Source organism: Butyricimonas muris (assembly GCF_046365375.1).
Taxonomy (GTDB): Bacteria; Bacteroidota; Bacteroidia; order Bacteroidales; family Marinifilaceae; genus Butyricimonas; species Butyricimonas muris.
This window is the reverse complement of record NZ_JBKEIT010000002.1, coordinates 174,093-186,570: the sequence shown is the minus strand read 5'-3', so window position 1 is coordinate 186,570 and position 12,478 is coordinate 174,093. Positions and strand designations below refer to the sequence as shown.

Genomic DNA, 12,478 nt, shown 5'->3' with positions numbered 1-12,478 from the left:
ATAAAAACATATAATGGCTCAGCATGACGGCAAGAATACATAAAAATCGGACAAATGACAAAGAACGCTATCGAATCGAAATCAAAAATGTGGAACCCGTGGCATGGCTGTCATAAACTGAGCGCGGGATGCAAGCATTGCTATGTTTACCGGGGCGACTCGAAACGAGGTATAGACAGCAGCATCGTCACCAAAACCAAGAGCTTTGACTTACCCACCTTGAAAAAACGAAACGGAGAGTATAAAATTCCCCCGGGAACGCTGGTTTACACTTGTTTCACGTCGGATTTCTTCCTCGAAGATGCCGACGAATGGCGTGCCGAAGCGTGGGAAATGATACGAACCCGGGGTGATTTAAACTTTATGATCATAACCAAACGCATCGACCGTTTGCAAGCATCCCTGCCCGATGATTGGGGCGACGGATACGATCATGTAACCATCTGTTGCACTGTCGAAAATCAGGACAGGGCGGATTACCGTTTACCAATCTACAAAACCGCCCCGATAAAACACAAAATCATTATCTGTGAACCACTCTTGGAACGAATCGACCTGACACCATACAATATCGGCTCATGGATCGAGCAGGTTGTAGCGGGTGGGGAATCCGGCAACGAAGCCCGTCCCTGCGATTTCGATTGGATAATGGCACTACACGATATATGCGCGGAGCAAAATGTTTCGTTCTGGTTCAAACAAACCGGAGCCAAATTCATGAAAGACGGGAAATTATACTCCATCAACTACCGCCAACAACATTCCCAAGCCCGAAAAGCGGGAATAAACTTCAGTGCGGAATAGGGACACGAGCCAGTGCGGGAACTAACTTCAGAAAAACAAAAAAAGACAACGTGATAAATAAGTTACCCACTCCCAATCTATATTTTTCAAAAAGAAAACCTTAACTTTGTAAAACATCAAATGCATTAACGCCATGGGCAACAAAGACAGGTATATCCGTTTCGACTGGGCAATCAAGCGATTGCTGCGCAACAAGGCAAATTTCGGGGTGCTGGAAGGTTTTCTGACCGTGTTACTCAACAAGGAGATACACATTCTCGATATTTTGGAGAGCGAGGGAAACCAGCAGAACGAAGACGACAAGTTCAACCGTGTAGACATCAAGGCTCGGGATCGGGACGACGATATTATCATCATCGAAGTACAAATCACACGGGAACTGTATTACTTGGAACGAATCCTGTACGGTGTGGCAAAAGCCATCACCGAACACATAGAACTTGGACACATCTACTCGGAAGTAAAAAAGGTATACTCGGTCAGCATACTTTATTTCGACATCGGGAAAGGAGATGACTACCTGTATCACGGGCAAAACATCTTCACCGGGGTACACACGGGGGATTTCTTACAAGTAACGTCAAAAGAAAAAAATGCCTTGGTGCGAAGACTTCCGGCAGAAATCTTCCCCGAGTATTTTTTAATTCGGGTAAATGAATTTGATAAAGTTGCAGTAACCCCCTTGGAAGAGTGGATCGATTACCTCAAGAGCGGATACATCCGCCCGGACACGAAAGCCCCGGGATTGGAAGAAGCCCGCCGAAAACTAGTCTACTACAACATGGATGCAGCCGAACGGGAGGCTTACGATCGTCATATCGATGCCATTATGATCCAAAACGATGTATTGAATACAGCTAAACTGGAAGGACTCACAGAGGGATTTACCGAGGGACGGGCGAAAGGATTAGCGGAAGGACGCACGGAAGGATTAGCAGAAGGACGCACGGAAGGATTAGCAGAAGGAGAAATGAGAGAACGGATCAAAATGGCAGGACAAGCCATGAAAATGGGTATGTCGGTCGAGGATATTGCAAAACTCACGGGACTCACGAGAGAAGAAATTGAAAAATTGTAATCAAAAAATGATTTACATATTTGATTCGTTTTTGGAGACGGGTAATGCAATCAAGATTATTTTTATACTATACACTCGACGAGAGAGCTTCACGAATTAACTTATCAACATTAGCCACTTAAAGAAAGGGGGGAAGTGTCCACCTTCCCCCCGCCGCCGTCTTGAATTGAATTGGTTGCATTTGGCGGTCGCTGTCTTGCTTGTACAACACCACTCGTACATCACAGACAATCAGATCAAAAACTATCATTACTAAATATTTTGAGCATAAAAAAAACGCACCCAATCTTAGCATACACCTCCCACCGCTGGAAACGAAAGAGGATGTAAAACTAAGACGGGTGCGTAAATTTTTATATATACGCACTCCGTCCCCAAAAGATCACCTTTTCGTTTCCAGCGGTGGAGATGATTTTTGGTCTTAGTACATTTAAAAGTTCTAAACTCTATCGAGCGAAATCTCCATCGCTCGTGTGACAAAGATATAAATAAATTCATAAAAAGTACAACACACCTCTAAATACTTTAAATATCGAATATTTTCAGGTATTTACTCCCCTTATTTCCCCGACAAACCGGGGTTTTCCTATACTGTTAAGCGATTAAAAGGCGACAGTTGGCTGACAAATAGGCGACGTCGCCCACTATTCACCTACTCCTCGCCCACTCTTCGCCCACGTTTTAACAAACATTAATCTTATTTGGCTTGACAAAGGCTCCCGTCGGCAGTACCTTTGATTTACTTGCGAAAAAGCAAGCGGGACAGAACGGTAGGGTATTAGGTTACATTTAAAATTTAACAACCATGGTAGAAATTAAATCAGGAGCACTTCTCGGCGCCCACGGGCGTTACCAAGGGATGGTGATATTCCAAAAAGGCAAAAAAACGTACGGGAGAGCATTGCCCTCGTACGACGGAAACGCGGACTCTCCCTCGCGGAAAGTCCAAAACGCACGACTCGCGGCAGCCGTCACTCATTACCAAACGATAAAGGAAACATTTCTTTATCACGCGTGGCGCATGGAAGCTACCCGCCGAGAGGTGATCTCGGGGTACAACCTATTCCTCAAGGAAAACATCAAAGCGTACAACACGGATTACACCGTGGGAGATTTCAGACTGCTGACGCTGGTACCGGGAGCCCTTCAGGTTCCTTTCCGGATGCAGCAACAGGAAGCCCCGGCAGGCGTGCTTTCCATCACGTGGGAAGCCTCCCCGTGGGTCAGCCGCCAGAGAAACAAGGACACGTTCATGCTCGCCGTGATCTATGACGACGAACCCTTTCGCGTGGAAATTATCGAGAACACGGGCATCACCCGCCTCGACGGAACTGCAACCATTCCGCTCGCCAAAGCGGGCGCCGGAAAAGCCTACGTCTACGCCTTCTTCACGAACGAGGCAAGAGACGCCTTCACGAACAACGTGTATTTCAACGTGAAACTGGAATAACCCGTTCCCGACGAAACACGACAAAGACTCAATCATCCGGCAGTCCGCTTGCAGGACGGACTGCCGGATGACAATCACACCTTTTTTTCAAACTTAAAACATAATCTTATGGCAATATTTGATTCACATCTTTTCGATAACGCCTCGGGTTCGGTAGGTAACGTCACCATGTGCCGCTTCAGGAACCGGAACGTGGTAAAAGCTAAAATCAGCTTCAAAAGCAAGAAGCAAAGCACCGCGCAACGAGTGCAACAGGCTCGCTTCAGCATCTTGTCCGCACTGGCACGCTATTTTTGCCCGGCAGTTCAGGCCGGCTTCCCGGGAAAATCATATTCCGAAGCCCGCACCCTCTTCATCGGGATGAACCAGAAAAGCGTGGAAATCGACGAGGAAACGCTCGCCGCCACGGTACACCGGGAACGCCTCACTTTCTCCAAAGGGAACCTGACACCTCCCGCGGTGGAAGTAACCATACATCACGAGCACCGGGAAGTTCACGTGAAATGGCAACGGCAAACCCTTTCGCCCGTGGCAAAAGACGCGGATGACATCACCCTCGTTCTCTTCGACACGGCAACACAAAAATCCCGTGTTTACCCCCTAGGCAAACGGGGAACGCCCGGAGAAACGGCATTCCCGCTGCACAAGAAATTTACCCCCGGGAACACGCTCGCCTATGCTTTCGCCCACTCCTCCGTCAACGACAGGGCTTCCCGGAGTATTTTCATCGAGGTGAGGCACAAATCATAGACGCAAGACGTGGGATTTAATGCCTCCTCTCCCCCTTCCCGACGTATATCCTCGTGATAACAGGCACAGGAGGCAAGATATAAAGAACAAAGCGACAAAATAACTTTCCTCATCATTTCATGTTTTGTAACTTTCACTCTCCGAGAATTTTTCCCCGCTTCATCACCATCTGAATATTCCGCAACTCCTTGATATTATCATACGGGTTGCCGTTCAGCACGAGTAAATCCGCTTGCATTCCGGTTTCCACCGCTCCCGCTTTATCGGCGATGCCCAGCACTTCCGCGGCGACTCTCGTGACAGAAAAAATTGCTTCCATGGGATAGAAATCACATTTCTCCACGTAAAGATCAAGTTCGTCGAACAGAAAAGGAAAGGGGCGGTTCAAATCGTTGATATAGTCTGTTCCGGCGCAAATCTTCACGCCGATTTGGCGTGCCCTCTTTACAAAACGTACCGACCAATCCATACCGTTCTCCATGCACAGGAAAAGAGTCGGGTCGAAAACCAATCCTTTCGCTTTCACCGTCTGCAAGAAACGCTCCACGGACATATTCTCGTGGTCGATCTTATCGTAATATTTCTCGTAATTCTCGAATATTTTATCGCTCAACCCTTCCGAAACGCCTTCCCATTCCAACATATACGCGTGAGAGATCACCTGCACCCCGGCATCTGCCACATCCCACGGTTTAGCGGGAAACAACGTGGCGTGTCCCCATACTTGCAACCCGTGTTCCTTGGCTTTCCGCACTATCGGCAACAAAGCCTCCCGGTCGAATCCACCGTAAATCTTCACTCCCGTGCACCCCCACTCTTTTGCTTCCCGCATGACTTTATCCAAATCGTCACCGGGACGGAGGCATTGCATCCACGGGGCGAAGGGCTCTGCCCATCCTTCCACCATACTTTTCTCCCGATCGTTACCCTCGAAATAGGCGGGACCCGCCATGAAGGCTGCATAATAAATGTCCGGTCCTATATATTTCCCTTGCTCCACGCCTTCCTTTAAATCTTTTAACACACGGGCATCCCCGGCAGCATCCCGGATAGAAGTTATACCGTGACGCAAAAAATATTCCAGATGTTTTGCCCGGTCTGCCTGTGTTTCCTTGGGATCATTGGCAATATGCACGTGAGCATCTATCAATCCCGGCATCACGTACTTTCCTGTCATATCCTTCACTTTCCCGTCAATCCCGTTCCCCGCGTTCTTCCCGACAGCTTGAATATACCCGCCTTTCACCACGACATCAACACCCTCACGGATATTTCCCTCCACAACATCGACAACATTCGTGTTTTTCAAAATAATCGCTTTCTCTTGAGCCGTCCCGTTCAGCCACAACACAAACAGTACGGCAAACAAGCCACATATCTTTCTCATGATTTTTTCTCTTTTATGATTTTTCGGATTTGTTCCAAATCGGGATTCTTCAACACGATATTCCCCTCCGGATCTATCAGGTAAACCGTCGGAACCTGCTCTACCTTATAAGCGTCACGCACCCGACTATTCTCGAAACCGTCACTATCTATCAGCTGTACCCACGATACCCCATCTTCTTTCAAAGCCTGCAACCAAAGCTCTTTCTTGCTATCCAACGACACTGAAATTACCTCTAGCCCGACTTCCCGTAATTCCGGGTATTGCTTATTCAATTCTTTATTCTTTTTTCTACATGGCGCACACCACGAAGCCCAGAAGTCCAACAACACGTATTTTCCCCGGAAAGCCGCCAATCGTATTTTCTGCCCTTCCGCGTCGGGCAATTCAAATTCAGGTGCTTTCCCTGTCAACTGCTTCGCTTTCATTTTCTCGTACAACTCAAAAATACGTTCCCGCATATCACTTTCCGGTCCGCCATTCCCCAATGCCTCTACCGCCCGGGTAAAAAACTCGAAATCCACCTCACAATAAAAAAGAATGTCATGTACCAGATTTTGGGCAATCTCTGTTCCCGCGAATCTCCGTACTCCTTCCAGCAATACATTATTTTTGTACTTGAACTTTTTATCCAGCATTTCCGAGAGCATTGCTTTCCGGTGAATATCGGTAATCGTATCGTATCCTTGGCATGAATTCTCGTAATCCCGATTCAACTCATCCAGTTTCTTTTGCAATTCCACGTATTCGTTCTGCAAGGATGCCCCTTCCGAAAGCGCGTAATACCGCTCGTTCGATTCGACCAGCACGTAACGTATCTCTTCCGTGTACAACGGTATCCGAAGATAATCCTTCGGGAAGTTTATCAACACGACCTTTTTCAACGGAATATTCCCCGCTAACGAGAACGTTCCGTCCTCCCGAATGGGAGCCACGATCAAATATTCTCCCCGTCGGGCATCGGGCATCGTGATTTCAACACTATCACTTCTCCATTGTTTCTCGATCTCACCCGATATCTGTACGGATTCCTGTTTACACCCCAACAAAACGAACAAGAATCCGAAATACACTAATCTCCCCATAACAAATTGATTTGATTAATTCAAAAAGGAGTGTCCATAAGGCCAGTAGCAAACTCTGACCTTACAGACTTTTGACTATCCTCCTAAATATACATATACTAAAACAATTTACGGCACATTCGTGAAGCCGTAACCATCTTGTTGCTTGTAGATGTTAGTTTCCGGGTATAACTTTTTCCACACGGCAGATGATAAAACCTCGGCGGGAATTTCTCCCGTCATCCTGTTATTTATCAATTTCAATCCGCCGTATCCCAAGTTCATCTTCGCCAATTCAACAGGAATCGTTCCGGTGATATTATTGTCATTTAACATCAAATAACTCAACGCGGTACAATCTCCCAACTCGGCGGGTAATGTTCCGGACAGCAAGTTATTGTTTATATACAAATTCCGTAACTTCGTCATAGTAGAAATACCATTCAAAGTTCCTTCCAACTGATTGTTTGCAAGATAAACATCCGTTAAAGCCGGACTGAACTCGCTCAAATTAATCTCTCCGGACAGTTGATTATTCTCCAATCTCAAAGTCTGCAATTCCGGCAAGTTCCTTAACCAAGAAAGATTACCCGAGAATGAATTATAACTTGCTTCCAGTTTCTTCAACTTCGTCAACCCGAAGAAAACATCAGCAGCTACACCTTGGATACCGGACTTTCCGGACGCTCCCGTTAGATTCAACTCCTCTAAACCGGATAAAGTAGATATCACGGCAGGCAATTGCGTCAACCCCGTATAAGGCATAGTCAGCTTTTTCAAACCTGTCATTTGTCCGATTCCGTCCGGCAAAGAAGTTAATGCCTCACAATGGCTCAAATCAATTGATGTCACCCCGGTTAAACTACCGATACTCTCCGGCAAAGCCTCCAAAGAAGTACATTCATAGAAATTCAACGACGTCAATTTAGTCAGATTGCCAAAACTTTCCGGAATCTCTTTCAATAATTTACAACCTCTTAAAGTCAAGCTACTTATCTGCAGATTCCCGAAATCACTTGACAGGCGCTCCAACCACTCGCAATTGGATAAATCCAATGTTGTCAATTTACTCAAATTACCAAAACCTTCGGGCAGCTCTTTCAATACTTTACAACCGGATAAAGTCAAACTTGTCAAATTCACCAACTTACTAAAACTTGTTCCTAAAGAAGCCAAAGATTGACACCCTCTCAAATCCAACGCGGTAAGATTCTCTGCCAATTCTCCGATATCATCCGGCAAGCTATAAATATTCGTTCCGGCAAGGCTCAACGACTTCAAACTTTTCATCTTGGAAATCCCCGTCGGTAAATCCCCGATCAAATACATCGTGGAAAGATTTAATTCTTCCAATGCCGGCAAAGTATAGAACCCGGCAAACGATTCTATCGGTACTTTCAATGCAGCAGGTTTAAACACCTTTAATGAAAGCATGGAAGACATATCATTCGGCAGGAACCATTCCGTTCCATCGGAGAAATTCACGTCCAGCGTTTCCAATTTCCGCAAATTAATCAAACTGTTCGGGCACTTGTACACTTTTCCCATTCCCCCGACTTTCAAAGACCTCAATTCTCGTAAATTCCCAATCTCGTTAGCCAGATCTCCACTCAATTTAAAATCATTCAACGATAAGCCGACTATCCGTTGTTCTCCTTCTATTTCTTCCAATATCACGCCCGTCCATTCGGTCATCGGTTTTTTCGTATTCCAAGGCTTCATCCAGTCCTCACCCTTCAGCGCTTTATACACGGCAAGCATTGCCAAGCTATCGGTTCTCCGGTTATATTTCGACTCGTAGGTAAACTGTTTCACGTACACAGTGTCAACTTTCCCGGTATTTTCTTGACGAACAATCAGTTTACAAAAACGCTCCTCCATCCCCTCGTTCACTCTCAACGTTACGCCAACAACGGCATTTCCCTCATCGCCTGATTTAGGCTCGTAATCCAACAGCCAAGGTGTTTCTTTCTCCGGCTCCACACTCCACTTTCCCCCGATAGCACGCAACTCGAATCCTTGAGCATTCCCGAAAGCGTCTATCAGAATCTCGTTATTCAACAATTTCAACCCGGGAGTCATGTCTTCCGGTACAACCGGGTCGGGAATATCCTTGAAGTTATAATCCTCACAAGATGAAAATATCCAAAGCGACATGATGCCCAATAGCATCCAACTGATAATATATCGTTTCATAATCTCCATTATTAATATTTTCTTACTTAATCTTATAAAGTAATGCCACCGGCTCATCAGAGATCCCCTCGTATTTATTTACCAAGGCTCCCGTATCCGCGTCATAGATATACAACGACCCCTTGTACTCGCCTTCCCGATCCGGATTGTAAGTGGCAATATAGAATTGTTTTTGCCGCGAATAATCTTGATATTCTGCATCACTAACGCTTCGGGAACACTGGTAATGATTCATACAACGCACTTCTTCTCCATCAGGCAAGGTGATAAAAGGATTCGCCTCCAAATCATGTTGGGTATAGAACCATTTGTATACCTTATTCCCATTGGAAACAAAAGCACAAGAGTAATAATCATTCGGTAATATCTGTGAATCTTCCGTAACTATACCTTCCCGGATCGGACGTTCAAAAAGTACCCAAAGACCTCCTCCTCCGGCAAAATTGTACATCATAGCTTTAACACCCGTGATGACAGTTTGCCCTCCCGTGCGATTGATCACGTAGACATCATTACCGTCCGTTGATTCATTCTGAAACAATTTGACTACATACCTGCCTTTAAAATAATCAAAACAGTCCTGATAAGAGAAAAAAGGATCGTACCCGTTCGCACCATTCCAACACACGGCATCCCGATCTTTACCAATAAATACTCTCGTCATGCTATTCTTCCAGCTCGGACGATCATAAGCATCCGTGTACACGGTTTCTTTCGGAAGACCGGGAAAGGGAAATATCGCCTGTTGATCCGTTTGTACCATCGCAACACCCCCATTTTTGGAAACAACTTCAAACTCTCTGCTAAAATTACCGTCATAAGCCATTAATCTCCCCGGCAGAAAATCCAAAGCGTAATATTTAAAATCATATTCATACACTTTCTTGAATGTTTTAGCATCTATCTGGAGCATTTTCTGTGACGTCCCATGCAAAATATACAAAAACTTTCCCACCTTATCCACGTCCACGGGATCCATAAACAATTCCTCCCCCTCGTTCGCGTAAGCATAAGCATTCTGCATAAACGTCGGTTGCATTCCTTGTTCTATTTCTTCAGGCGTAAGAGTTTTCATGAAAGCAATACTCCCTTTCCCGTCCGGGCGACGTCCTAGAATGGTATATCCCTCTTCAAACTGGGAATTCACAAAAACATGGTAATATTTGATCGTGCTTCCATCCTCGCTAGTTACCACTTGCCGCAGGTGATAGTGTCCCAAATCACGTACCACATAACTCAAGTCTTTTTCTTTAGAGATATTCTTGAAAACTGTCATAGACTCGCCCGTTTGCGAATCCATCGAGTAAAGTCCCATATCCCACTGGTAAGTTAACGCGTCGGTTTCACACTCTATATCTCCTTCAATTTCCAATGTATTATTGAAATAGATATTGATCGAATCTTTTGCCGTTTGATTAATTTTCACCTCGATAATCGGTTGATCCGCCAATTTTGAATTATCATCATAACATGCCTGTAAGCCGCACAAGATGACAATCATGCTCCATATATATTTTATCTTGTTCATAATATCCTATTTTTCAATCATTCATACTCTGTTGTTGCCGGATCCGGTAACTTGTAATGATCATCTCCGGATTGGATATAATACTCGTACATGGGAGTATAAACATGTTGTTTAAAGAAACCCAGATAAACATAGGTCGTCAACAGGTACTCGAATCGATCATGCGCCGTGTTATCCAGATACTCGCCCCATTTGGAAACGATATCATCATAAAGCACGGGGAGTGATTCTTTCGTGGCATGGAAATATTTGATAAACAGAATCAATTTATCCTGATTATATGTTCCTAAACGATCAGGACGCCACCATTCCGGCTGCTCTAAACTGATATCCCCAAAAAACACGACACATCTCGTCCTGTTCGTCGGTATATAATCGTCATTCGCTTCCAAATTCAAGTAGAGCTTGTACTGGATGTCTTTCACTAGATTGTCTCTCTTGAAATCCAATTTAATAGCAGCCGTCACCGAATCTTTCATGAAAACTTGAATCTCGTCCATATCATAATGGACGCCCAGTTTAGCAGTCGAATTACGGATATCAGCACTTACTTTGAACTCCACGTCTTGGTCAAAATTCGCCAACCCAATCAAACTAATCGGGACTTCGAGATCGACATCTTTATCTTCTCTTGGTCCATACTGGAAAAAGAAGGAATCCCTATCGAAATAAATCTTATTTGTCAACGACGTGTTATATAATTGATAGTCATCATCCGTGCACGAAAACAATGCCCCGAATAACAATATGGCAATAATATATATCTTTTTCATAACATTCAAATTAATCTCTGTATTCATATTCACTATCAGGCACGGGGAACACGTAAATATCCTTTGAAGGTTGGAAAGTCTGGTCAGTAATCGCCTCATATATAGACATGTTATAATGTTTCAATATCTGGAACCACTGTCCCTCACAAACCAATTCTTTCCGCCTGTCATTATTGATATTCATACGAGTCACAACGACCATCCCATCCCCCTTGTTAAAACCATTCAAACCACGGGCACGCACGACCTTATCCAAATAGGTGGCAGCTGTTTCCATGTCGGACTGCAATAAATAGTATTCAGCCACGATATAGTACAATTCCGGTAAACGAATCATATTAATACCGCTCAATTTCGTCACGGGACGCGTATTCAGACGCACCTTGAAACGATCGACCACTTTCATACACCGCAACCCCTCGGCACCATGATCGGACAAGGTCTGAAACCATTTATCCAAGCGATAATCGAATCCGTCCTGATCTATCTCATAAATATCACGATAATCCGGTTTGGGATCATAAGAAAGATTTCCTCCGCTAGAGTAAAGAACATCACGGGTAAAATTCGGAAATTCTTCTGAATACAATCCCCAGATTGTTTCCTTATCGGAAATCACTCCATTCATAATATCCTCGACATCAGTCTTCGCCTCCATAGAGAAATAGGGAGCTTCTATTACCTTCATGGCATAATTTTTAGCCGTTTCCAGATCTCCTTTCTCCCAATACACTCGTGCCAAGAGAGCTTGCACCGCATACAGATTCATATGAATCACCCGGTCTTTCACGAATCCTCCGGCATTCTCATCCGTTCGGTCAAAATATTCGCCATGTTCCGCTAATAATCTCTCCGCCTCCTTAAAGTCCCGGATAATCTTATTGTACGATTCACTGATCGGGTCAAACGGGGTAACCTGATAAGAATATTTCTCCCGGTACGGAATACCCGTCGCGTTCGGGTTCTGGATAATACTCTCCGAGAACAAGCGCAACAATTCGAAATGCATGAAAGCTCTCAATCCCAAGCCTTCAGCCTTATACACGTTATACAAGGCAAATTCGGAAGGATCACGTTCCGCCAAATTCTCCAGCATGTTATTCACGTAAGAAATCCCCCTGTACATTGATATCCATATCGTATCAATTTCAGGACGCACCTCCATGTGTTTATAATTATACAATCGTAACTCGTTTGACCAGTGTTTATCCCATCTGCCGGAAAAATACTGCCCCACGACATCCACCAACCCGTAAGTCATATTCTTCCCGTACAACGGCTCTCTCGCCAGAAAAGAATAAACACCGTAAATAGCTTCCTCGAAACCTTCGGCGGTTTCAAACAGTTTGTTATTCACAATCTCTCCCGTCGGCTTTACATCCAAGAAATCATCACAGGAAAAGCAAGCGATCAACAGGATAAACAATATATATTTCAATCTTTTCATA

The 12,478-nt window shown here is 44.8% G+C and carries 11 protein-coding genes; 4 read left to right on the top strand and 7 right to left on the bottom strand.

Annotated elements, in window-relative coordinates:
- Positions 1 to 54: 54 nt before the first annotated feature.
- Together ACK8P8_RS03750 and ACK8P8_RS03745 are read left to right on the top strand one after the other, a co-directional pair.
- Positions 55 to 804, top strand: a complete 750-nt coding sequence (locus tag ACK8P8_RS03750; RefSeq protein ID WP_369859371.1) for a DUF5131 family protein — start codon at positions 55 to 57, stop codon at positions 802 to 804.
- 133 nt (positions 805 to 937) lie between these two features.
- Positions 938 to 1,882, top strand: coding sequence for an Rpn family recombination-promoting nuclease/putative transposase (locus ACK8P8_RS03745; protein WP_369859372.1), 945 nt, complete (start codon positions 938 to 940; stop codon positions 1,880 to 1,882).
- Between the two features lie 118 nt (positions 1,883 to 2,000).
- On the opposite strand, the gene ACK8P8_RS03740 is transcribed toward ACK8P8_RS03745, so the two are convergent.
- On the bottom strand, positions 2,001 to 2,132 hold the full coding sequence (locus tag ACK8P8_RS03740) for a hypothetical protein (RefSeq protein ID WP_255301864.1): 132 nt from the start codon (positions 2,130 to 2,132) through the stop codon (positions 2,001 to 2,003).
- 555 nt (positions 2,133 to 2,687) lie between these two features.
- Here ACK8P8_RS03740 and ACK8P8_RS03735 point away from each other — a divergent pair.
- Complete coding sequence (locus ACK8P8_RS03735) at positions 2,688 to 3,332, top strand: hypothetical protein (protein ID WP_369859373.1); 645 nt, start codon at positions 2,688 to 2,690, stop codon at positions 3,330 to 3,332.
- 108 nt (positions 3,333 to 3,440) lie between these two features.
- Positions 3,441 to 4,082, top strand: a complete 642-nt coding sequence (locus tag ACK8P8_RS03730; protein ID WP_369859374.1) for a hypothetical protein — start codon at positions 3,441 to 3,443, stop codon at positions 4,080 to 4,082.
- Between the two features lie 133 nt (positions 4,083 to 4,215).
- On the opposite strand, the gene ACK8P8_RS03725 is transcribed toward ACK8P8_RS03730, so the two are convergent.
- The 6 genes from ACK8P8_RS03725 to ACK8P8_RS03700 form a co-directional block, all read right to left on the bottom strand.
- Entirely contained in the window at positions 4,216 to 5,469 is a 1,254-nt protein-coding gene (locus ACK8P8_RS03725; protein ID WP_369859375.1) for an amidohydrolase family protein, read from the bottom strand.
- Positions 5,466 to 6,554: a peroxiredoxin family protein gene (locus ACK8P8_RS03720; RefSeq protein ID WP_369859376.1), complete on the bottom strand. Its 1,089-nt coding sequence runs from the start codon at positions 6,552 to 6,554 to the stop codon at positions 5,466 to 5,468. Before ACK8P8_RS03720 ends, ACK8P8_RS03725 begins: the two co-directional genes overlap by 4 nt.
- Positions 6,555 to 6,662: 108 nt before the next feature.
- The gene (locus ACK8P8_RS03715) at positions 6,663 to 8,729 is read right to left on the bottom strand and encodes a leucine-rich repeat domain-containing protein (protein ID WP_369859377.1); all 2,067 of its coding nucleotides are present in this window, start codon (positions 8,727 to 8,729) and stop codon (positions 6,663 to 6,665) included.
- 22 nt (positions 8,730 to 8,751) lie between these two features.
- On the bottom strand, positions 8,752 to 10,257 hold the full coding sequence (locus ACK8P8_RS03710) for a hypothetical protein (protein ID WP_369859378.1): 1,506 nt from the start codon (positions 10,255 to 10,257) through the stop codon (positions 8,752 to 8,754).
- A gap of 17 nt (positions 10,258 to 10,274) precedes the next feature.
- Positions 10,275 to 11,030, bottom strand: coding sequence for a DUF4843 domain-containing protein (locus tag ACK8P8_RS03705; RefSeq protein WP_176554931.1), 756 nt, complete (start codon positions 11,028 to 11,030; stop codon positions 10,275 to 10,277).
- Positions 11,031 to 11,040: 10 nt separating this feature from the next.
- Complete coding sequence (locus tag ACK8P8_RS03700; RefSeq protein ID WP_176554932.1) at positions 11,041 to 12,477, bottom strand: RagB/SusD family nutrient uptake outer membrane protein; 1,437 nt, start codon at positions 12,475 to 12,477, stop codon at positions 11,041 to 11,043.
- Position 12,478 lies beyond the last annotated feature (1 nt).

Excerpts from the sequence above, each read along its gene's own strand:
- ACK8P8_RS03740 (WP_255301864.1), bottom strand. The coding sequence starts at position 2,132 with ATGATAGTTTTTGATCTGATTGTCTGTGATGTACGAGTGGTGTTGTAC.
- ACK8P8_RS03735 (WP_369859373.1), top strand. The coding sequence starts at position 2,688 with ATGGTAGAAATTAAATCAGGAGCACTTCTCGGCGCCCACGGGCGTTAC.
- ACK8P8_RS03745 (WP_369859372.1), top strand. The coding sequence starts at position 938 with ATGGGCAACAAAGACAGGTATATCCGTTTCGACTGGGCAATCAAGCGA.
- ACK8P8_RS03700 (WP_176554932.1), bottom strand. The coding sequence starts at position 12,477 with ATGAAAAGATTGAAATATATATTGTTTATCCTGTTGATCGCTTGCTTT.
- ACK8P8_RS03705 (WP_176554931.1), bottom strand. The coding sequence starts at position 11,030 with ATGAAAAAGATATATATTATTGCCATATTGTTATTCGGGGCATTGTTT.
- ACK8P8_RS03710 (WP_369859378.1), bottom strand. The coding sequence starts at position 10,257 with ATGAACAAGATAAAATATATATGGAGCATGATTGTCATCTTGTGCGGC.
- ACK8P8_RS03730 (WP_369859374.1), top strand. The coding sequence starts at position 3,441 with ATGGCAATATTTGATTCACATCTTTTCGATAACGCCTCGGGTTCGGTA.
- ACK8P8_RS03750 (WP_369859371.1), top strand. The coding sequence starts at position 55 with ATGACAAAGAACGCTATCGAATCGAAATCAAAAATGTGGAACCCGTGG.
- ACK8P8_RS03715 (WP_369859377.1), bottom strand. The coding sequence starts at position 8,729 with ATGAAACGATATATTATCAGTTGGATGCTATTGGGCATCATGTCGCTT.
- ACK8P8_RS03725 (WP_369859375.1), bottom strand. The coding sequence starts at position 5,469 with ATGAGAAAGATATGTGGCTTGTTTGCCGTACTGTTTGTGTTGTGGCTG.
- ACK8P8_RS03720 (WP_369859376.1), bottom strand. The coding sequence starts at position 6,554 with ATGGGGAGATTAGTGTATTTCGGATTCTTGTTCGTTTTGTTGGGGTGT.